A 20,409-nucleotide genomic window follows, 5' to 3' on the forward strand; every position below is an offset into this window, starting at 1 on the left:
GCGTAAGTATAGTCAATCTTTGTTTACAAATTCGCCAAAACAAGTTCATTCAACGTTGGATTTACCCTTCTTTGACCTCAACTTACGAGGGCAGTTTCCCTTGAAGGCCAAAAAGTTTGGCCGCGTTCTGCCATCTGCAATAATTCATCACACGGTGTAAACCGGGGACCATATTGAGTGGCAAGACGTTGCAGGATTGCAACCACTTCACCCGCACCGAGTGTATCCATGTAACGGAACGGGCCGCCGAGGAATGGCGGGAAACCAATACCAAAAACACCACCGATATCGCCATCACGTGCGCTTTTGATGATCTGCTCACTAAAGCAACGAGCCGCCTCATTAAGCATCATCATGACACAGCGTTCAGCACACTGATGCGCCGTCAGTTTTCCCTGTCCGGTTATCGGAATGAGCCCATAAACCGAAGGGTCGATCTGTTTCTTGCTTTTACGCCCTTTCGCAGCGTAAAGATAGAAACCACGTCCATTTTTTCTGCCTTTGCGATCGTCATTCAAAATCGCAGAAACAAAGTTTGCAGGCGGGCTAAAACGATCGCCATAAGCCGCTTCCAGTACTGGTATAATTTTAGTGCCGGTATCTATTCCTACCTCATCCAAAAGTTGGATTGGCCCCACCGGGAAACCAAACTTTACCAATGCTTCATCAATATGTTCGATCTTCTCGCCTTCCGTCAGAAGCCGCATGGCTTCATTTATATAAGGCGCAAGAATACGGTTAACATAAAAGCCAGCTTTATCCGCCACCACGACTGGCGTCTTACCCTGCATTTTGGCAAGTTTAACCACGGTAGCCACCGTTTGCGGGCTTGTTCGCGCGTGAGGGATAACTTCCACCAGCGGCATTTTTTCAACCGGGCTAAAGAAATGCAGGCCAATAACCAGCTCAGGACGTGCTGAATTTGCAGCAATATCACCGATCGGCAATGACGAGGTGTTCGATGCAAAAATAGTGTGCTGTGCACAATGCTCTTCAACATCGGCCACCATTTTTTGTTTAAGCGCCAGGTCTTCGAAGACAGCTTCAATGACGACATCACGGTGAGCAAAACCACTGTAGTCGGTTGTACCCGAGATTAATGCCAGCGCCTTATCTCTCTCACTTGCCTTGATATGGCGACGCTTCACCTTTTGATCAAGGATCTGCCAACTGTACTGCAGCGCGTGATTGATCCCCTTTGGGTTAATGTCTTTGATACGCACAGGCAATTTGCCTTTGCTGGCGGAAACAAACGCAATACCGCCGCCCATCAGTCCCCCACCCAGCACACCAAGCGAACGTAGTGGAGCAGGTTCAGCCTCACTTCCAGGATCTTTTTTAACATCGGTGCTGGCAAAAAAGATGCTGCGCAAGGCCTGTGATTGCGGCGTCATCGCCAGTTCACCAAACGCTTTTGCCTCAGCCGCGTACCCGCTGCTGCTCCCTTGCGCCAGTCCGGTTTCAATGACGTCCAGAATTCGTTTCGTTGCCGGGTAGTTGCCCCTGGTTTTTTGTTCGGTTTTCTTACCCACCATGCTGAAAAGCAGCGTACGCCCGAGGGGTCCTGCAAGAATGCGCTCACGCACGGGCAGGTGACGCTTTGCCTGACGTCCTTTCAGCGCCAGTTCCACGGCGGATTCAAGCAAAATAGATGGCGAAACCACCTCATCAACCAGTCCCACCTTCAATGCCTGACGCGCACGCAATTGTTTACCCGTTAAAATCATCTCCAGTGCCGTACTGACTCCCACCAGGCGTGGCAAACGCTGTGTTCCGCCGGAGCCTGGCAATAGCCCTAATTGCACTTCCGGCAAGCCCAGAACGGTTTTCGCATCGTCAGTACAAATGCGGCGATGACAAGCCAGAGCCAACTCAAGCCCCCCGCCCAGGCAAGCCCCGTGGATAGCCGCGATCACCGGGATCGACAGCGCATGGATTTCGGCCATCACCTGCTGCCCCTGGCGCGCAAGCTCTTCAGCTTCCTGCGCATTTTTCGCACGAGCGATCATGTTGATATCCGCCCCTGCAATGAAGTTATCCGCCTTGGCTGAGATAAACACCAGACCGCGAATATCTTTGTTTTCGCGGATCTGCTTTAACATCGCGCGCACCTGAACGCCAAATTCGGCCTTCAGGGTATTCATCTTTTCGCCGGGTACATCAATGGTCACAATGGCTACATTATCGGGGCGAATATCCAGCGTAAATGCAGATGCTATTTCCATTATTCCGCCTCCAGGACCATTGCCGCACCTAAACCACCCGCCGCGCAGGCGGTAACCAGACCAAAACCGCCACCACGACGGCGCAGTTCATGTAATGTTTGGGTGATCATTCGCGCACCCGTTGCAGCAAATGGATGGCCGTAAGCGATGGAGCCTCCCAGAACGTTAAATTTACTCTCATCAACTTCGCCAGTGGCATGTGCCCGACCGAGTACTTCACGCGCAAAACGATCGCTGGCCAGCAACTGTACGTTCGCCAGTGTCTGCGCAGCGAAGGCCTCATGCATATCAATCAACGTTAAGTCTGCTAGCGTTAAACCTGCACGTTCCAGCGCCAGCGGCGTAGACCAGGCTGGTCCCAATAACATGTCCTGCCAAACGTCAATGGCCGTGAACGCGTAGCTACGCAAGTAACCCAACGGCGTAATGCCTAACTCTTTTGCACGCGATTCGGTCATCAGGATCACTGCAGCAGCACCGTCGGTAAGCGGAGTGCTGTTTGCCGCCGTCACCGTGCCATGTGTGCGATCAAATGCAGGACGTAACTTTGCATAATCCGCCAGGGTCGACGTGCCACGGATGTTATTATCTTCAGTAAGTGGTTCACGATAAGGCGGAATATAAGCAGTCATCACTTCATCAGTCAGTTTGCCTTGTGACCAGGCCTGTGCGGCATTTTGGTGAGAACGATGGGCCAGTGCATCCTGCTGCTCACGCGTTATTCCGTACGTTTTCGCCATTTGCTCAGCCGTATCCCCCATGCGCAGACCGGTCGAATACTCGGCAACAGCAGGCGGTACAGGCATTAAATCGCGCAGACGCAGGCGTGAGAAAAGCTTGAGTTTCTGCCCTGTCGTTCGGGCCTTGTTAACATCCACCAGCATACGTGCCAGTTTTTTACTCACGCCAATCGGCAGCACAGAAGAAGAGTCTGCACCACCCGCAATGCCAGCCCGGATTGTGCCCACCATCAGACTTTCAGCCACATTGGCGACGGCCTGAAAACTGGTGGCACATGCGCGGCTAACGCTATACGCATCAGTATGCACATTCATCCCGGTTCCCAGAACAATCTCGCGGGCAATGTTGGGTGCTTCAGGCATCTGGACAACCTGGCCGAAAACCAGTTGTTCAATAACATCAGGAGATATTTCGCTGCGAGCCAGCATCTCCCCCACCACCATTTTCCCCAGATCGACGGCTGGAATTCCGTGAAATGCGGTCGCCTGACGCGCAAACGGAGTACGCAATCCACTGACAATGGCAATGCGATCGCCTTGTCGGGTGATAAGCGGTAATGCCTGACTCATAACACGCCCCTGTAAATAACATAAATGCAAAGTGGTCTGACCTGATAACAGTCTTAACCATTTTTTTACATTCAGCCAATCAGAGAGATGAAAAAGTGGGAGCTAAAACACAGAGAATAAAAAGAAAATACCCCTGCAAGGCAGGGGTATCAGGAAGAAAGGATTAACGCAGGCCGAGCTGGAAGATCAGTGTTTCCGCTTCACAGGCGAAGACAAAGTCAATATCCAGACGCACACCACCTTCAACTTCGGTGAACGAGGATTTGATTTCACAAGGCTCAGACTCAACGTCGCGAGCACGTTTGCTCAGCGCCGCCAGGGTTTCATCAGCCTCGGCACGATTGGTGAAGACACGGCTGTAAGACGCGGTGCAATCGGTGTTGTCCATGATAGTACCAACATCCATACAGCAGCAAACCGGGGTTTCATCAGCACTGCATTTACTCATAGCTCAATTTCCTCTGTATTCGCGCAGGGCGCGAGATAAACACGATGCTGATATTTTACGCCCCAGCGGTGGCTCTCTCCAGCCGTTAATGACGCAAAATGAGATAAGTGACCAATATCACACTAAAAAATGATCTAAAACAAAAACCACCCTTTTGAATGAGTCGAGATGGTCACATTTTTGCCAGCCAGATCTCGTTTCGTGAAACATATTTGAAAAACTTAATAAACAAACTTGCAACATCCCATCTGGTCCGACCTATACTCTCGCCACTGGTCTGATTTCTAAGTGTTACCGCAGACCCTACACTTCGCGCTCCTGTTACGGTATGTAACAATTATTGAATAAAAATAACTCAATGAGGTTATGGTCATGAGCCAGAAAACCCTGTTCAAAAAGACTGCGCTGGCAGTCGCAGTGGCAATCGTCTCAACGTCCGCCTGGTCCGCGGGCTTCCAGTTAAACGAATTTTCTTCCTCTGGCCTTGGCCGTGCGTATTCCGGGGAAGGTGCAATCGCAGATGATGCTGGTAACGCAAGCCGTAACCCTGCGCTTATCACCATGTTTGATCGTCCAACCTTCTCTGCCGGTGCGGTTTATATCGACCCGGATGTCAATGTTAACGGCAAATCCAATTTAACAGGACAAAGTGCTAACCAGGACAACATTGCGCCAAGCGCATGGGTTCCTAACATGCACTTTGTTATGCCAATCAACGATCAGTTCGGTTGGGGTGCATCTGTCACCTCCAATTATGGCCTGGCAACAGAATTTGGCGAAAACTATGCAGCCGGTATTTATGGCGGCAAAACCGATCTGCAAACCGTTAACCTTAACCTGAGCGGTGCTTATCGTCTTGATAGCAACTGGAGCTTCGGTTTAGGCTTCGATGCCGTTTACGCGAAAGCAAAAATTGAGCGCTATGCAGGTTCACTCGGCCCTGTACTGGCAAACCAACTTTCTGGGCGCGTTCCTCCATCCTATCTGGATGGAATCAGTTCTGCTGATGACCAAATTGCTCACCTGAAGGGTGACGAATGGGGATTTGGCTGGAACGCCGGTATCTTGTATGAACTGGATAAAAACAACCGCTGGGGCCTGACCTATCGTTCAGAAGTGAAAATCGACTTTGACGGCGATTATAAGAGTTCCATCAATCCGAGACTGAGCACGATCCTCGGAAATATGGGTCTGAGTGGACTTCCGGAAGGGACCGGCGGCAGAACCGAAAATGGTTCTCTGTCACTGCATCTGCCTGAGATGTGGGAACTGTCCGGTTATAACCGCGTTGCACCGCAGTGGGCTATCCACTACAGCCTGACCTACACCAGCTGGAGTCAGTTCCAGGAGCTGAAAGCCACTGGCGACAATGGTCAGACACTGTTCTATAAAGATGAAAGCTTCAAAGACGCTTATCGTATCGCATTGGGTACAACCTACTACTACGATAAAAACTGGACCTTCCGTACCGGGATTGCCTTTGATGACAGCCCTGTTCCTGCAGACAAACGTTCCATTTCCATCCCGGATCAGGACCGTCTGTGGCTGAGCGCAGGTTTGACCTATGCGTTTAATGAAGACGCGTCTGTCGATGTGGGCGCATCTTATATGCATGGTCAAAACGTTAACTTCACCGAAGGTGAAGGCCCAGCGGCTTACACCTTCCATTCTGAAGGTAAAGCCTGGCTGTTTGGTACGAACTTCAACTACGCGTTCTAACCACTCAGGGATCAAAAAAGGTGAGCATATTGCTCTAATGCCGATCAGTTAAGGATCGGTTGACCGATCCAGTGGCTGTGTAAGAATCCGGAAATGCTCACCCGTTTCCGGATTTTTTTATGCACACTGGACAGGCTCTTGATCTGGTATCCCGTTACGATTCTCTTCGTAACCCTATGACTTCTCTGGGCGAATATCTGGACCCGGAACTGATTTCCCGCTGTCCTGAAGAATCCGGAACCGTCACTCTGCGCAAGCGCCGCCTGCCGCTGGAAATGATGGTCTGGTGCATTGTCGGTATGGCGCTTGAACGTAAGGAACCTCTTCATCAGATCGTGAACCGGCTGGATATCATGCTGCCTGGCAGCGTCTGAGAAGTGAGGCCGTATGCCGCGTGTTCAGGCACTCTGGCATATCCGCACTGGTGTGGCCTGACCCTGCTGGCCGTCGATGGTGTGTTCTGGCGCACACCGGACACGGCAGAAAACGATATAGCCTTCCCTCGTCAGACGCATGCCGGGACGCCGGCACTCTCCCCGCAGGTCAAAATGGTCTGTCAGATGGAACTGACCCGTCATCTGCTGACGGCAGCGGCCTTCGGTACGATGAAAAACAGCGAAAGCAACTTATAGACCAGACAGGGGATAACACCCTGACGTTAATGGATAAAGGTTATTACTCACTGTGGCTGTTAAATGCCTGGAGCCAGGCAGGAGAGCACAGGCACGAAAAAAATGGCCGGAGCTGGGAGAAGAAATGACGGCCCGACTGCTGACGTTCACCCGCAAAGGAAAAATCGGCTATCTCCTGGCATCAATGACGGATGCCATGCGCTTCCCGGAGTCGTGCGGAATGGTCATGAGGATGTTAATGACGCTACAGGGGGCTTCACCGGGTCGTATCCCGGAACTGATGCGGGATATAGAGAGCATGGCGCAGATGGTAAAGCTACCGACAAGAAGGGAAAGAGCCTTCCCGAGAGGGGTAAAGGAAAGGCCCAGGAAGTATCCAAAAGCGAGTAAAAAGAGCCAGTCAGTTGCTTAACTGACTGGCATTAGAGCATATTGCTCACCTTTTTTATTTCTGACGTTATTTACTGCGAATCGATATCTTTTAATTCATTTTCGATCGCTTTCGCATTTGGATTCTCTTCCGGCTTCAGCTTGCCACCGCTGGCAATAAAATCATGATTCTGGAAGTAGGCTTCACGCACCATAATGTACGGGTCGGAAGACTGACGCAGCAAGCCGTCGGAATCGAGCAATTGCGCACGCGTTTCAATACCTTCAACAGTCCATTTACCCACCGACAGCGGCCATGTGAGCCATGACAACACCGGATAAAGGGTATCGACCATATCACCGCCATCATCACGCAGGGTAAAGCTGCCATAGAATGGCAACTGCACATACGGACCATAGCCCACGTCATAATGTCCCAACGTACTACCAAAGCGGTGCGGTTGCTCACGCTGCAGTTTCGGGTTTGCCATTCCAGCAACATCAATAAACCCGCCCATCCCTAGCAGGGTGTTAAGGAAGAAGCGGGTGAAATGCACCATCCCCTGATACGGATTACCTTGCAGGAAATAGTTCGCCATCACCGCTGGCTCTTCCAGGTTACTGGTGAAGTTACTCAGTCCATTACGTGCAGGCTGTGGAACGTAATCACGCCATGCAACAGCCACAGGACGAACCACATACGGATCCAGCACGTTGTAGTTGAAGTTGTACATGGTGCGGTTAAATCCTTCGAGAGGATCGGAGCGCCCCGTTTGCTCGCCGGAGCTGGCGCAGCCCACGAGCATAGTGATACCCAGCGCAAGCGCCGACAGCCGAAGTTTCATAAATATCTCCCTGTTCAGTATGGCTATCGTTGATTGCCATCCGTAACGGAGCGTCTGGCGCTCCGTCTGTAAACGTGCAAGTGATTGTAACAGCACGTTTAGCGATGTCTACGCACACCATTACGGGCAGTAACCACCGTCACTCTGATCTCAGCATAGCCTGCTTTTTGATTTCGTTTCGCCAGCAATTTTATATTGGCTTTGAAAGAGATGTATCACGATTGTTGCCATTCCCGGGAATTTAAGAGCATCCCCACGGGTTATCCGTAAAAAATCGCTACCCTTAATAGCAAGACCACCTTGCCCGGAGCTGTGATGAAGGAAATTCGTGAAGCGAAAATCGGCGAACAGAGTGAAGACCGTGAAGTCGAGAGCGAAGAGAAAAATCGAGGGGAGAAAATAGAAGTCGATGAAGACCGCCTGCCCTCCCGCGCCATGGCGATTCATGAACATATTCGACAAGAGGGTGAAAAAGAGCTGGAGCGTGATGCCATGGCATTGCTGTGGTCAGCGATTGCAGCGGGGCTCTCTATGGGGGCATCGCTGCTTGCAAAAGGGATATTTCATGTGCAACTGGACGGTGTGCCTGGCGGTTTTTTACTGGAAAACCTCGGGTACACGTTCGGCTTTATTATTGTCATCATGGCACGCCAGCAACTGTTTACCGAAAACACCGTCACTGCCGTATTGCCAATAATGCACAACCCTACCGCCGGGAATATCACCTTGCTGATGCGCCTGTGGAGCGTGGTATTACTGGGAAACCTGATTGGTACTGGCATTGCCGCCTGGGCCTTTGGGTATATGCCAATTTTTGATGAAGCCACCAGGGATGCCTTTGTGAAAATCGGCATGGATGTGATGAAAAACACCCCCTCCGAAATGTTTGCTAACGCGATTATCTCAGGCTGGATTATCGCCACGATGGTCTGGATGTTCCCATCCGCGGGCAGCGCGAAAATTGTGGTGATTATTTTAATGACCTGGCTTATTGCCCTGGCCGACACGACACATATCGTCGTGGGGACAGTTGAAGTGCTCTATCTGGTCTTCACGGGTACTGTCCACTGGTTCGATTTTTTCTGGCCTTTCGCACTTCCTACACTGGCAGGCAATATTTGCGGCGGAACCTTTATTTTTGCGCTGTTAAGCCACGCACAGATCCGCAATGACATGTCAAACAAGCGCAAAGCCGAGCGTAAAGCGCAGGAAGCTGATGTTAAATCGGCAAAAAAATCGCCCTGAGTGGCGACACTTTAAGCAGTCGGGCGGTGATGAGCTTAACGCTAAGTCTAAATAACGCTATACTCGTGCCGCTTCGTCCCCTTAGTTAAATGGATATAACGAGCCCCTCCTAAGGGCTAGTTGCAGGTTCGATTCCTGCAGGGGACACTTTAATCTTCTCCACCCCCCTCTAATACACACCATACGGGTGTTGGGCCAACAAACCTCACCAACGAATGATCCCTGGCTTCCCTCTAAATATGTCCATGTAACGTTCGTTATCATCACCAGATGTTCAGGTGAGTATATGACCGTAATCAATACCGAATTCAACAGTAAAGAGCGCCTGTCTTGGCGCTCTTTCAACGTTGACTTATCCTGCCCGCGCAAAGGCGGCAGCTTCCGTAATTAATGCATCATCCGGACGAACACCGGTATACATTTCGAACTGTTCAACGGCCTGCAACGCAATGACCTCCGCCCCGCTAATGGTCTTTTTACCCATCCGCTGGGCCAGCATAATCACGGGTGTTTCTGGCGGCAGGGCGACAACATCAAAGATCACGCTGGCCGTTTCAACCATCGACTCACTGTAGGCTAAATCATTGCTCTGCTTGCTGCCAGCCATGCCGACAGGGGTGACATTGACCAAAATATCGCAGGCAATGCCTTCTGGTAACGGCTGCCACTGAAAACCATACTGCTTAGCCAACGCCAGGCCACTTTCCCGGTTACGGGCGGCAATGATGACATCACGAAAGCCCGCATCGCGAAATGCGGCAATCACGGCCTTCCCCATCCCGCCGCTGCCGCGAATCATGACACGTGCGGAGGTATCAAGCTGGTGGTCCTCAATCAGGCTTTTTACGGCAATATAGTCGGTATTGAATCCAGTCAACCTGCCGTTGTCATTTACGATAGTGTTCACGGAATCAATAACGTTCGCCGACGGATCGATAGCATCAAGAAACGGCATGCAACTCTCTTTGAATGGCATGGAGACGGCACAACCCCGGATCCCCAGCGCACGCACACCTTTTACTGCCGCCTCGATGTCCTGGGTAGTAAAGGCCTTATAGATAAAGTTCAGCCCCAGCTTTTGGTACAAATAGTTATGAAAGCGCGTGCCAAAATTACCGGGCAGGCCAGCAAGCGACATACACAACTGAGTATCACGGTTAATCATCTTAAATCTCCCTGGCAGAGGACAATAAATACTGTTCAGCTTCCTTAGACCAGACCCCTTGATGGCGCGCCAGAATGGCACTCAGTTCAGGATCCTCAATCTGGGTTAATGCGGTGAGCGGTAATGATTTACCGGTATAGACTAATTTTTTCCCACCACCGACTTCAGGCAGCACCAGCGTGGTTTCTCCTGCGGCATTCAGCCCCAGAATATGGGTAACCACTTTTGCAGCCTGCACTTTCTTCTCTTCTATCAGCTTAACCGCTGCGCGCATATCATCGGTGTTGCCGCCAGAAGTACCGACATAGTGGGTAAAGGCATAATGGACGTCGTAAAAGTTAATTGCCGCGCTGAAGTTTTTATCCTGCGGACCCGCAAAAAAGTTCAGGCAACCATCAGCAGCAAGGAGGGAAGAGGCCAGCGTGACCAGTTGTTCGTTAGGCACGAACACAAAAATATCGTCAAAGCCATGCCCACCACTGAGGGCCATCAGCGTGTCATGTGCAGCATCCTGCGCATGAAGGTAGTGGATCAGCGTCTGCGGTTCAGAAGGATAATGTTTTCTGGCATAGCTCAGCTTAGCGTTATTGGTATCGGTCACAATCAGTAACGATGGATTAACCGGGCCATGCAGCGCGTAGTCGATAGCCAGCAGCCCCATAGGTCCTGTGCCTCCCAGGATGAGAGTCCGCCCCTGAGGACGAATGCCCATTTTGTGATTGTAAGATCCCTCCTCCAGATGATAGTTGGCGTTGAATGCGCCAATCACACAGGAGAGCGGCTCAACCAGCGACCCTTCGAAGTAGGTTTCCCCTTCGTACGCCAGCAAGCAATCCTGCTCCATCACGTCATCGGGAATCAACACATGGGTCGCCTCTCCTCCCACCCACGGGAAAGAGTAGCCGGGGCAATCAGGGCGATCCGGCAGTTGAAGATTCGCCTGAATGACATAGCGTTGACCCGGCTGGAACTTATGCTGCCACTTTTTCCCAACCGCTATAATGTCGCCGCAGAATTCATGGCCGATGATGATCGGGTTCGTGGCGATATCATCCGGCACTTTTTTATGATTCTCGCCCTGATTCGCCTCTTTCCAGGACGAGAGGCACAGGCTGTCTGTAACCACCGTAGCCAAAATCTCATCGTCCTGCATTTCAGGAAGTTCGAACGTTTCCAGACGAAGATCGCGTTTGCCATAAAGGCGTAAAGCTGTTGTTTGCATTGTACCACCTCAGTTTTACAGGAGCTCCGGCTTAACACCGGGGCAGATAATCAGGACAAGAAGCCCAGCGCATTACCGATAATCCCCAGACCAAACAGGGCAAAAATCAGCCATACCGGGTTAATTTTTTTGTTAAGCAGGCGCACCATCAACAGCGTCAGCCCCAAAGCCAGCAGCCCAGGGCAGAGCTGATCGAGAATGTTCTGCACCGTCATGGTGACGGTGGTATCACCCGCGCCGGGCGTTTGTGACACCACAAGCGGTACATTGATGCGGGTCCATTTGGTCACCAGCACACCCATCACAAACAGACCGAGAATCGATGCGCCTTCAGTCAGTTTTTGCAGCAGATTGCCGCCCATATCGCTGACAATATTGACCCCTTTGCTGAAGCCTATTTGCAGGCCATACCACTTCATTGCCAGACGCACTGCATTGAAAATAAAGAAAAACAACAGCGGGCCGAGAATATTTCCAGACAGCGCTAACGACGCACCAAGCGCGGCAGTTATTGGCCGCAATGTACCCCAGACAAGCGGATCACCAACGCCTGCCAGCGGCCCCATCAGGCCCACCTTGATACCGTTGATCGCACCATCATCAATCTCCGCACCGTTCGCGCGCGCCTCTTCCATCGCAGCCGTGACACCAATCACCGGCCCGCAAACGGCTGGTGTGGTATTGAAGAAAACGAGATGGCGTTTGAGGGCTGCCACCTGATCCTCTTTCAGGGGGTACAGTCGCTTGATGGCAGGGATCATGTCGTAGCAAAAGCCCAGCCCGTGAATGCGCTCAAAATTGAACGACGCCTGCTGCAGATTGGAGCGGACAAACATGCTAAACAGGTCAGATTTGGTCAGTTTTTTCTGTTCCATGATGGACTCCGTTAATCGTCAAGCTGGTCAAGGGCGGTGGCTGAAGTGGCCTGTACTTGCGGCCCGGCTTTACGCCACTGGGGATTCAACTGTATGTAGACCAGCGCAATAATCACGCCGATGCCGCCGAAGGCCAGCAGACTGAAGTCGAGATATCCCCCCGCGATAAAACCGAGGAAGAAGAAGGGCATCAGGTATTTCACGCCCATCATGCGCAGTACCATGGCGTAGCCCACAACGACAATAAAACCACCGGAAATCTGTAAACCGCGCGTAACGAATTCCGGGATGGCGTTCAGCATATTGCTGACCATGTCGGCACTGACAAATAACGAGACAATCAAGGCGGGTATGGCGACGCGTAGTGCCTGAACACCCAGAGCAGAAACGTGAAGGATATCAATGGTGTTAAAGCGCGCCTCTTCAGCGGCTTTATCCGCCGCATGCTGGAATACCACAGTGATGGTTCGCGCGAAAACGGTCAGCACCTGGCCTGCCGCCGCGACCGGAAGGGCAATAGCAATACCAGTCGCAATACTCTGCTGTCCGACGATAACCAGAATAGCGGAGATAATACTGGCCAGCGCTGAATCCGGTGACTGTGCAGCGCCGACATTCATCCAGCCGAGTGCGATCAGTTCCAGCGTACCGCCCAACATAATCCCGGTTTTTAAATCTCCGAGAATCAAGCCAATAACAGTACAGGCGATAAGTGGGCGATGAGTCTGAAACTCATCCAGCACACTGCCCATTCCGGCAATACAGGAAAATATAAAAATAGCGATAATTTGTAGGGTACTGATTTCCATAATATAGAACCTTTTAAGTGTGTTCATCCCTGCCTGTTACGGCATTGACATGTTGTCTTTGAGGCTGCATCCCGGCAGGTTTAATTTCCTCATCCCGACATTGCTATGCTTCCGGGATTCGTTAATGTTCCCTCGCGACATATCCAGAATGGCGACATATCATAAATACAGGCACTTTTATTTATTCAGCGAATGACTGTTCTTTTATTTTTTCGAGAATATTAACCGAAGGGTCAGAGGCAACAACGCGTAAATCCAGCTTCACACCAAGCCTATCCAGTTCACGAAATGCATTAACATCGTTACCATCCAAAGAAACAGCCTTCGTTAATTGTTTTTTCCCAGGCCGCCAGGCCATACCACCTATATTTAGCGTCGTAATTTCTACGCCCAGCCTCACCATAGATAACGCATCCTGTGGGTTGGTAAATAAATAAAAGACAGTATCATTTTTATATTGAGGGTTATGATAGACCGCCACTGCCTTTTCAATATTCACCACATTGACTTTCATTCCTGGTGGTGCGGCCTGCCGTAATAATGTCCGGCGCACCTCATCGTTATAAACCTCGTCATTACAGATAATAATCCGTTGCGCATTCGCCACTTTCGACCAGACAGTCGTGACCTGACCGTGGATCAGGCGGTCATCAATACGAGCCAGGGTAATATTCATCAGAAATCCTCTTCGGTCGTTTCCAGATGCTGCCAGACGACGCAGGTTTGTTGAGCTATCGTCGTCAGGTGTTGACAAAGTTCATCCACATTCATCGTGCGTTGGTTGTCCACCAGTTCCAGCGCAAGTGGCAGAGAGAGCCCGCTGATAACCCTGATTGCCGGATGACGCATCGCCAGGGTCGCGGCGGCGTTCCAGGGGCTACCACACTGCAGATCAACGGCAATAAGCCATTCATCACTGATGCGGGTATTCACTAACGTGCTCAGCTTTTCCACGATATCTCCAGCGTTCTCACCGGGAACAAACTCCACCGCCAGGACATGGACATCGCCGTAGACCATCTGCACAGACTCCAGCATGGCGCTAGCCAGTTTGCCGTGGGCGCAAAAGATTGCATTTACCATAAGCCCTCCTTAGCCGCGCGTTTTACCGCCTGCAATGTTCGTGGTCACCCCAGTAATGTAACTGGCACGTTCAGACAGTAGATAACAGACAAAATCAGCAACTTCCGTCAGACGCCCTGAACGGCCAATTGGAATTGCATTTTTGCTGTAACCTTCACGCAACTGCTCAACGGTAATGTTTCGGGTCCAGGCTAGCGCTTCCTCATACTCAGGCGTGCGCAACCCTGTTTTTTCCAGGATTCCGGGCGCAATGCCGACCACACGAATACCATGTTTACCCAGCTCTTTTGACCATGAACGGGTGAAACTATTCAGGGCGGCTTTAGTCGCGGCATAGCAACTCTGACCTTCAGAGCCTTCCAGCCCACTTTCCGAAGAGACGTTCACAATTACGCCGTTATGTTGTCTGACCATCTGACGAGCCACGGCTTGCGACATCAAAAACACGCCTTTCTGGTTGATATTGACCATTTTTTCAAACGCGTCTTCATTGAGCTCATATTTTCCGGCTGGCGATTTTTCATCAACCAGCAAACGTGGGAAATTCACCCCAGCGTTATTAACCAGACCGTCAATCCGACCAAAGCGCTGAATAATTTCTTCGACAGTCTGGGTGACCTCTTTCGCACTGGAAATATCTGTCGGCCAGAATTGATACCCTCCCCGCCCCTCATTTTTCCCTACTCCACCGTGAATATCCGCCATCTGCACATTTGCGCCCTGAGCCAATAACTCTTCGACGATAGCCAATCCAATACCTGAGGCTCCGCCTGTAACAATAATGACTTTATCTTTTAAATTTAACCACGTTTGCATAATTAACTCCCACTTTCAGATAAGGGGATCCCTCATAAATTTAATTATGTCAGGATCAATTTAATTTTTTGATTACAATAACAATTCGGCAGTGGATTTATTCGTCACTAAACAGTTAATATAATTCCCGCGTAAAGCGCCAAGAATACCACTCAACTTTTCTTCACTCATCGCGATACCAATAGAATAACGCGCCTTTTTTAATTTATTGATTTCAATAGAGAGCGTTTTTTCACTCATATTGGTGTCTACCGTTACACCATTGATATCGTAAAAGCGTGAACAGATATCTCCGGCAACCTGTCGGGCATGCAGATCATCACTTTCTTCGCTGCCATAAAATGCGTGCCAGTTTGCGCCATCACGAATGGCGGGAGAACCAATCCCTACCAGTGCAATATCCAGATTATCCCAGTAAGCAGCGATCGTCTCAAAATGCCGGGACTGCATAATGCCGTTGCGAATCAGCGGATTTTCCAGAAGCGCTGGAAAATCCGCCAGATGAGATTCCCCTTTCAGCTTTGCAGCAGCGCTGTAGGTCAACGTATTGACATGAAAACGGCTTTCAAGCTTGCCTGAAGGGCCACCGATAATGGGTACACAGATGAGCTGACGTGACTGGCCCGCTGGCGATAGCCCCTCCACCAGCGCACTCACCGCTCGTCCCCAGGAAAAACCGATAATGTCGCCGGGTTCCAGTAAGCGTTCGAGCAATTGAGCGCCATGCTCACCCATCATCGCGAGATGATCATCCTCCCGTTCACTGTCACAGGAGATCACCACTGCCTCTTTCAGACCAAATTTCTGCTTTAACTGCTGCTCAAGCCAAAGGTTTTCGTTGTAATCGTAATTAATGGCGATCGTCACAATTCCCTGTTCGCGGCCCCGCTTCAGCAGGCGACTAATGGTCGTGCGATAAATTCCCAACTCACGCGCTATCTGCGCTTGCGTCATATCCTGCTCGTAATACAACTGCGCTATTTTCACGATCAGGCGAATGTCATCGCTGTTTTCCGTCGCCATTTTTACACTCCTGCACATTTGTGCAAATCACGAAATTGTCGTCCTGATCTGATATAACCCCATCAATGCTGGAGTTCAAAGCAATTTTCTCTTATTTGAACGCCAAGAACTGACGTTTTATCTTGCACATTTGATGTGTCGATAGATCGTTTACGGCACATCTGTGCTCGCCTTTCTAATCCATTGATTCTGCTCACCTTCATCAATCAAAGTTGCTAACAGCAAAAACAGTCACTTTTGTGTTGAAAGGTGTGGCAGATCACAAAGCGCATACAGGTTATTGAATCCCCTTCAACCACAGGTCAATACCTCCACGCTCTGATGCCATCATCTGGTACTGCATCGACGATTACAGGTATAATCCGAAGTACTATTTGAATGGTTTTAGAAACGAACATGACAAAACTTACTCTCCAGGAACAGATGCTGAAAGCGGGATTAGTCAGCAGTAAAAAGCTCGCGAAAGTGCAAAAAACGGCTAAGAAATCGCGCGTGCAGGCCCGTGAAGCCAGAGAAGCTGTTGAAATGAATAAAAAGGCGCAACTTGAGCGTGATAAACAGCTGAGCGAACAACAAAAGCAGGCGGCATTATCAAAAGAGTACAAAGCGCAGATCAAACAGCTCATTGAGATGAACAGGATTGTTTGCCCAAAAGGTGAGATTGGATATAACTTCACCGATAACAATCTCATCAAGAAAGTCTATGTGGATAAACTTATTCAGTCTCAATTGATGAGTGGCCGTCTCGCCATTGCTCGTCTGAGTGCGGATAATGGCCCAGAGAGTGAATACGCGATTATCCCCACCATCGTGGCTAATAAAATTATGCAGCGCGATGAGAGTTATATCGTTTTAAGCAGTGTGGTTACCCCAGAAGCTCAGGATGAAGAAGATCCTTATGCTGACTTTATCGTGCCTGATGATTTGATGTGGTAGGAAAGAAGATTTCTTAATCCTCTCCTCGGGCATATCACTTACCTGTTCCAGCAGATGACAGCTGGCTCCCTCTCAGGCGATTTAGATGAAGCAAATAACATTTAGCGATCTCAGGCAACAGAGCGAAGCTGCTGCAAATTCACCCCGCTTGCGCGCCCATCGTAATTTTCATCCCGAATTGAGCGATCCTGTACAACGTTTAGCGGTTGCTATGGAGCCAGGCACTTACGTTCGGCCACACCGCCATCCGCATACATTCGAACTGTTGCTTCCCCTCAGTGGCCGCTTTGTTGTCTTAAATTTTGATGAGAATGGCGTCGTTACCCATCGCGTTGTGTTAGGGGAAGAGTGCATGGCGCTGGAAACAGATGCCGGTGTCTGGCATGCCGTTTTGTCGCTGGATCAGGGCGGGGTTATTTTTGAAGTCAAACACGGCGGCTATCAACCCGTTGCAGAACAGGATTTCGCTGCATGGGGACCAGCTGAAGGTGATGCCGGAACAGCCGAACTGATGGCATGGTATGCGCACGCGCAACCCGGTGATGCGTTTTTTAAACGGTAAATGACAGCTTTTTAGATACACAAACAGATACCGTTTGGTGTCTGTTTCTCTAAAAACCCAACGTATTGCCACAGAAAAAGACATTTCGTACATATTGAGATCATCTGTCACAAAAAATTATTTTGATAAAATTACCCCCACCATAATGATGAGAATCAAGCACCTTAAATGTTGTCGCTTTTTTAGGCAAAAACCATGTGTGGCAGATGCCGTACAACGGTGCTACATTACGCCGCCCAGCTTGCATCGGCAGTGGACAGGTAACGCCGTAAAGATCGGTAAAGCCTGAAACCATCACCTTAAATTGTGGTCATAATTAGCACGGTGTAACGCGATGTTTGCGCTACCTTCACAGGCTTTACATAGGTTTCACTACTTTGTCTCAATCCAAATTCAAACGCACCTATTTACATCCGCGTTACTGGTTTACCTGGTTTGGTCTTGGCGTATTGTGGCTACTGGTTCAGCTACCCTACCCGGCAATTCGTCTGCTGGGCTCTAAACTGGGCAGCGCTTCACGTCACTTCCTTAAACGTCGAGAATCGATCGCCCGTAAAAATATCGAGCTTTGCTTCCCTCAATACAACGCTGAACAGCGCGAAAAACTCATCTCGGAAAACTTCAAATCTATCGGCATGGCTTTGCTTGAAACGGGCATGGCGTGGTTCTGGCCTGATGAACGAGTCCGCAAATGGTTCGATGTTGAAGGTCTCGACAATCTGAAGCGTGCGCAGGCACAAAACCGCGGCGTGATGGTTGTCGGTGTGCATTTTATGTCGCTGGAGTTAGGTGGCCGCGTAATGGGGCTTTGCCAGCCAATGATGGCAACCTATCGTCCGCACAACAACCCTCTGATGGAGTGGGTGCAAACACGTGGTCGTATGCGTTCCAATAAAGCAATGATCAGCCGTAATAACTTACGCGGCATGGTTGGTGCATTGAAAAAAGGCGAGGCCGTCTGGTTTGCGCCCGATCAGGATTATGGACGGAAAGGCAGTAGCTTTGCGCCTTTCTTCGCCGTTAAAGACGTGGCAACAACAAACGGTACATTCGTGATTTCACGCCTGTCCGGGGCTGCAATGCTGACCGTCACCATGGTCAGAAAAGCAGACAACTCTGGCTACCGTCTGCATATTTCACCTGAAATGATGAACTACCCAGATAAAGAGTGCGACGCTGCGGCATTTATCAATAAGGTTATCGAGAAAGAAATCATGCGCGCGCCGGAACAATATCTGTGGGTGCATCGCCGCTTTAAAACTCGCCCTATTGGCGAATCTTCTCTCTATATCTGACACCTTGCCTAAGGTTAGTTTCGCTAAGAAACTAACCTTTTCAATCACCTGCTATTCCCTCTCGTTTCGTTCTCTTTCCGTCGTCGCTCAATCCGAATTTATTGCGCATCGAAATCAAACTGTCGCCGTTCCACGACACTCGTAAGTGTAGGAAATTATTTAAAAAAATGCCTCTTGTCACCCCTCTGATTTAGGCGTACATTAGCGCCGTCTGGCAATAGGAAAGCACAGAATTCTGAGCTGGAGTCAGCGGCGTTTAAGCCCGATTTCAGCACTCTATACTCAGGTGGACTCTGTTTTTAAATGCGTATCACACGGTACGCGGAGCGATGAAACGTGAAATATTTCTTTATGGGCATTTCGGTGATTGTATTAGTCTGGGCCGGAACCTTTGCCCTGATGATCTGAGCGAAGAAAATGCATTAAAAAAGACAGGAGCCAAAGGCTCCTGTCTTTTTATCATTCTTCGACCCGTGTTATTCCGTTGTACTTTTTGAACCTGATGATGAGAGCAACCCATCCGCACGGAACATACTTTTAATACCTCTGACCGCCTGGCGGATACGATCGCTGTTTTCGATGAGGGCAAATCGCACGTGAGTGTCGCCATAATCACCGAAACCGATGCCTGGAGAGACACACACCTTCGCGTCATGCAGCATCTTCTTCGCAAACTCCAGTGACCCCATCGCCGCATAAGGCTCGGGGATCTTCGCCCAGACATACATCGACGCTTTCGGCATTTCTACCATCCAGCCAGCCTCGTGTAAGCCTTTAACCAACACATCACGACGGCGTTTATACTGCGCGGCAATGTCATGCACACATTGCTGATCGCCCTCCAGCGCCGCGATAGCGGCCACCTGAAGCGGTGTAAACGTCCCGTAGTCGTGATAACTCTTGATGCGCGCCAGCGCATTCACCAGCGTCTTGTTGCCGACCATGAAACCAATGCGCCAGCCCGCCATATTGTAGCTTTTGGAAAGTGTGAAAAACTCGACAGCCACATCACGCGCACCTGGAACCTGCATGATTGAGGGAGCCTTCCAGCCGTCATAAACGATATCGGCATAGGCTAAATCATGGACAACCAGAACATCGTAACGTTTTGCCAGCGCCACGACTTTTTCAAAGAAATCCAGTTCAACACACTGCGCGGTTGGGTTTGACGGAAAACCGAGAATCATCATCTTTGGTTTTGGGTAACTTTCACGTATCGCACGTTCCAGTTCACCAAAAAAATCTACCCCTTCCACCAGCGGCACAGAACGAACCTGAGCACCGGCAATGACCGCGCCATAGATATGAATCGGGTAGCTAGGATTGGGCACAAGTACCGTATCACCGTGATCAAGCGTTGCCAACATCAGGTGCGCCAGCCCTTCTTTCGAGCCGATAGTCACAATCGCTTCGCTTTCAGGATCGATATCCACCTGGTAACGATCCTGATACCAGCGAGAGATCGCCCGACGTAAACGAGGAATACCGCGCGATGTAGAGTAACCATGCGTATCAGGGCGTTGAGCCACAGTGCATAATTTCTCAACAATATGCGGGGGAGTTGGACCGTCGGGGTTACCCATGCTGAAATCAATAATGTCTTCGCCGCGCCGACGCGCAGCCATTTTCAGTTCAGCAGTGATATTAAAAACATAAGGAGGGAGACGATCAATACGCGTAAAACGGCGTTCGGGACTGAATTCAGCCATAGATTCCTCAGATTCACGTTAGCGCCCGGACCGTCCGAGCGACGCTGCCACGTATGTGGCGTGTTTAGAAAATAACCTGAAAAAAAACCTGCTGTCGAGAGGGAAATGAAAAAAAAGTCAT

Annotated in this window: 19 protein-coding genes, 1 tRNA gene and 1 pseudogene; 8 read left to right on the forward strand and 13 right to left on the reverse strand. The window is 50.2% G+C overall.

Translation table 11 applies throughout. The annotated features are described in order from the left end of the window. Window positions 1-77 precede the first annotated feature (77 nt). From fadJ to HV346_RS16055, 3 genes are all read right to left on the reverse strand, one after another. The gene (fadJ, locus tag HV346_RS16045; protein WP_181620275.1) at window positions 78-2,225 is read right to left on the reverse strand and encodes a fatty acid oxidation complex subunit alpha FadJ; all 2,148 of its coding nucleotides are present in this window, start codon (window positions 2,223-2,225) and stop codon (window positions 78-80) included. Next, window positions 2,225-3,535 (reverse strand): acetyl-CoA C-acyltransferase FadI, encoded by a 1,311-nt coding sequence (fadI, locus tag HV346_RS16050; RefSeq protein ID WP_181620276.1) that lies wholly within the window; start codon window positions 3,533-3,535, stop codon window positions 2,225-2,227. Before fadI ends, fadJ begins: the two co-directional genes overlap by 1 nt. A 163-nt stretch (window positions 3,536-3,698) precedes the next feature. Then, a complete protein-coding gene (locus HV346_RS16055) occupies window positions 3,699-3,983 on the reverse strand; it encodes a YfcZ/YiiS family protein (protein WP_181620277.1) in 285 nt (94 codons plus the stop codon). 372 nt (window positions 3,984-4,355) lie between these two features. Here HV346_RS16055 and fadL point away from each other — a divergent pair, with 372 nt between their 5' ends. Continuing rightward, window positions 4,356-5,702 carry a long-chain fatty acid transporter FadL gene (gene fadL, locus HV346_RS16060; RefSeq protein ID WP_181620278.1) on the forward strand — a complete coding sequence of 449 codons (1,347 nt, stop codon included), beginning with the start codon at window positions 4,356-4,358 and terminating at the stop codon, window positions 5,700-5,702. Window positions 5,703-5,821: 119 nt separating this feature from the next. Next, window positions 5,822-6,746, forward strand: a pseudogene (locus HV346_RS16065) (transposase domain-containing protein). A gap of 49 nt (window positions 6,747-6,795) precedes the next feature. Here HV346_RS16065 and mlaA read toward each other — a convergent pair. Beyond that, window positions 6,796-7,548: a phospholipid-binding lipoprotein MlaA gene (mlaA, locus tag HV346_RS16070; RefSeq protein ID WP_181620279.1), complete on the reverse strand. Its 753-nt coding sequence runs from the start codon at window positions 7,546-7,548 to the stop codon at window positions 6,796-6,798. A gap of 315 nt (window positions 7,549-7,863) precedes the next feature. On the opposite strand from mlaA, the gene HV346_RS16075 reads away from it, so the two are divergent. Together HV346_RS16075 and HV346_RS16080 are read left to right on the forward strand one after the other, a co-directional pair. Then, the gene (locus HV346_RS16075) at window positions 7,864-8,793 is read left to right on the forward strand and encodes a formate/nitrite transporter family protein (protein WP_181620280.1); all 930 of its coding nucleotides are present in this window, start codon (window positions 7,864-7,866) and stop codon (window positions 8,791-8,793) included. Between the two features lie 75 nt (window positions 8,794-8,868). Continuing rightward, window positions 8,869-8,940 (forward strand) — tRNA-Arg (locus HV346_RS16080). Window positions 8,941-9,145: 205 nt separating this feature from the next. Here the strand turns inward: HV346_RS16080 and HV346_RS16085 are convergent. From HV346_RS16085 to HV346_RS16120, 8 genes are all read right to left on the reverse strand, one after another. Beyond that, window positions 9,146-9,958: a shikimate 5-dehydrogenase gene (locus HV346_RS16085; RefSeq protein WP_181620281.1), complete on the reverse strand. Its 813-nt coding sequence runs from the start codon at window positions 9,956-9,958 to the stop codon at window positions 9,146-9,148. Window position 9,959: 1 nt separating this feature from the next. After that, a complete protein-coding gene (gene sorE / locus HV346_RS16090) occupies window positions 9,960-11,180 on the reverse strand; it encodes an L-sorbose 1-phosphate reductase (RefSeq protein WP_181620282.1) in 1,221 nt (406 codons plus the stop codon). A gap of 50 nt (window positions 11,181-11,230) precedes the next feature. Beyond that, window positions 11,231-12,055 (reverse strand): PTS system mannose/fructose/sorbose family transporter subunit IID, encoded by an 825-nt coding sequence (locus HV346_RS16095; RefSeq protein WP_181620283.1) that lies wholly within the window; start codon window positions 12,053-12,055, stop codon window positions 11,231-11,233. A gap of 11 nt (window positions 12,056-12,066) precedes the next feature. Further along, on the reverse strand, window positions 12,067-12,864 hold the full coding sequence (locus tag HV346_RS16100) for a PTS mannose/fructose/sorbose transporter subunit IIC (RefSeq protein WP_181620284.1): 798 nt from the start codon (window positions 12,862-12,864) through the stop codon (window positions 12,067-12,069). A gap of 181 nt (window positions 12,865-13,045) precedes the next feature. Next, window positions 13,046-13,540, reverse strand: a complete 495-nt coding sequence (locus HV346_RS16105; protein WP_181620285.1) for a mannose/fructose/sorbose PTS transporter subunit IIB — start codon at window positions 13,538-13,540, stop codon at window positions 13,046-13,048. After that, a complete protein-coding gene (locus tag HV346_RS16110) occupies window positions 13,540-13,947 on the reverse strand; it encodes a mannose/fructose/sorbose PTS transporter subunit IIA (protein WP_181620286.1) in 408 nt (135 codons plus the stop codon). The genes HV346_RS16105 and HV346_RS16110 overlap by 1 nt, the downstream gene beginning before the upstream one ends. Window positions 13,948-13,956: 9 nt before the next feature. Continuing rightward, the gene (locus tag HV346_RS16115) at window positions 13,957-14,763 is read right to left on the reverse strand and encodes an SDR family oxidoreductase (RefSeq protein ID WP_181620287.1); all 807 of its coding nucleotides are present in this window, start codon (window positions 14,761-14,763) and stop codon (window positions 13,957-13,959) included. A 72-nt stretch (window positions 14,764-14,835) separates the two neighbouring features. Further along, window positions 14,836-15,786 (reverse strand): sugar-binding transcriptional regulator, encoded by a 951-nt coding sequence (locus tag HV346_RS16120; RefSeq protein WP_181620288.1) that lies wholly within the window; start codon window positions 15,784-15,786, stop codon window positions 14,836-14,838. 396 nt (window positions 15,787-16,182) lie between these two features. Between HV346_RS16120 and HV346_RS16125 the strand changes: the two genes are divergently transcribed. From HV346_RS16125 to ypdK, 4 genes are all read left to right on the forward strand, one after another. Continuing rightward, window positions 16,183-16,722 carry a DUF2058 domain-containing protein gene (locus HV346_RS16125; protein WP_181620289.1) on the forward strand — a complete coding sequence of 180 codons (540 nt, stop codon included), beginning with the start codon at window positions 16,183-16,185 and terminating at the stop codon, window positions 16,720-16,722. 85 nt (window positions 16,723-16,807) lie between these two features. Then, a complete protein-coding gene (locus HV346_RS16130) occupies window positions 16,808-17,284 on the forward strand; it encodes a WbuC family cupin fold metalloprotein (protein ID WP_181620290.1) in 477 nt (158 codons plus the stop codon). Between the two features lie 377 nt (window positions 17,285-17,661). Next, a complete protein-coding gene (gene lpxP / locus HV346_RS16135; protein WP_181620291.1) occupies window positions 17,662-18,579 on the forward strand; it encodes a kdo(2)-lipid IV(A) palmitoleoyltransferase in 918 nt (305 codons plus the stop codon). Window positions 18,580-18,915: 336 nt separating this feature from the next. After that, entirely contained in the window at window positions 18,916-18,987 is a 72-nt protein-coding gene (gene ypdK / locus HV346_RS16140) for a membrane protein YpdK (RefSeq protein WP_099458937.1), read from the forward strand. A gap of 68 nt (window positions 18,988-19,055) precedes the next feature. Here the strand turns inward: ypdK and alaC are convergent, their stop codons facing one another. Further along, window positions 19,056-20,288 carry an alanine transaminase gene (alaC, locus tag HV346_RS16145; RefSeq protein WP_181620292.1) on the reverse strand — a complete coding sequence of 411 codons (1,233 nt, stop codon included), beginning with the start codon at window positions 20,286-20,288 and terminating at the stop codon, window positions 19,056-19,058. Window positions 20,289-20,409: the final 121 nt, after the last annotated feature.

It is taken from the genome of Enterobacter sp. RHBSTW-00994, from assembly GCF_013782625.1.
Classification (GTDB): Bacteria; Pseudomonadota; Gammaproteobacteria; order Enterobacterales; family Enterobacteriaceae; genus Enterobacter.

Coding starts and splice junctions, on each gene's coding strand:
- fadJ (WP_181620275.1), bottom strand. CDS start 2,225: ATGGAAATAGCATCTGCATTTACGCTGGATATTCGCCCCGATAATGTA.
- fadI (WP_181620276.1), bottom strand. CDS start 3,535: ATGAGTCAGGCATTACCGCTTATCACCCGACAAGGCGATCGCATTGCC.
- HV346_RS16055 (WP_181620277.1), bottom strand. CDS start 3,983: ATGAGTAAATGCAGTGCTGATGAAACCCCGGTTTGCTGCTGTATGGAT.
- fadL (WP_181620278.1), top strand. CDS start 4,356: ATGAGCCAGAAAACCCTGTTCAAAAAGACTGCGCTGGCAGTCGCAGTG.
- mlaA (WP_181620279.1), bottom strand. CDS start 7,548: ATGAAACTTCGGCTGTCGGCGCTTGCGCTGGGTATCACTATGCTCGTG.
- HV346_RS16075 (WP_181620280.1), top strand. CDS start 7,864: ATGAAGGAAATTCGTGAAGCGAAAATCGGCGAACAGAGTGAAGACCGT.
- HV346_RS16085 (WP_181620281.1), bottom strand. CDS start 9,958: ATGATTAACCGTGATACTCAGTTGTGTATGTCGCTTGCTGGCCTGCCC.
- sorE (WP_181620282.1), bottom strand. CDS start 11,180: ATGCAAACAACAGCTTTACGCCTTTATGGCAAACGCGATCTTCGTCTG.
- HV346_RS16095 (WP_181620283.1), bottom strand. CDS start 12,055: ATGGAACAGAAAAAACTGACCAAATCTGACCTGTTTAGCATGTTTGTC.
- HV346_RS16100 (WP_181620284.1), bottom strand. CDS start 12,864: ATGGAAATCAGTACCCTACAAATTATCGCTATTTTTATATTTTCCTGT.
- HV346_RS16105 (WP_181620285.1), bottom strand. CDS start 13,540: ATGAATATTACCCTGGCTCGTATTGATGACCGCCTGATCCACGGTCAG.
- HV346_RS16110 (WP_181620286.1), bottom strand. CDS start 13,947: ATGGTAAATGCAATCTTTTGCGCCCACGGCAAACTGGCTAGCGCCATG.
- HV346_RS16115 (WP_181620287.1), bottom strand. CDS start 14,763: ATGCAAACGTGGTTAAATTTAAAAGATAAAGTCATTATTGTTACAGGC.
- HV346_RS16120 (WP_181620288.1), bottom strand. CDS start 15,786: ATGGCGACGGAAAACAGCGATGACATTCGCCTGATCGTGAAAATAGCG.
- HV346_RS16125 (WP_181620289.1), top strand. CDS start 16,183: ATGACAAAACTTACTCTCCAGGAACAGATGCTGAAAGCGGGATTAGTC.
- HV346_RS16130 (WP_181620290.1), top strand. CDS start 16,808: ATGAAGCAAATAACATTTAGCGATCTCAGGCAACAGAGCGAAGCTGCT.
- alaC (WP_181620292.1), bottom strand. CDS start 20,288: ATGGCTGAATTCAGTCCCGAACGCCGTTTTACGCGTATTGATCGTCTC.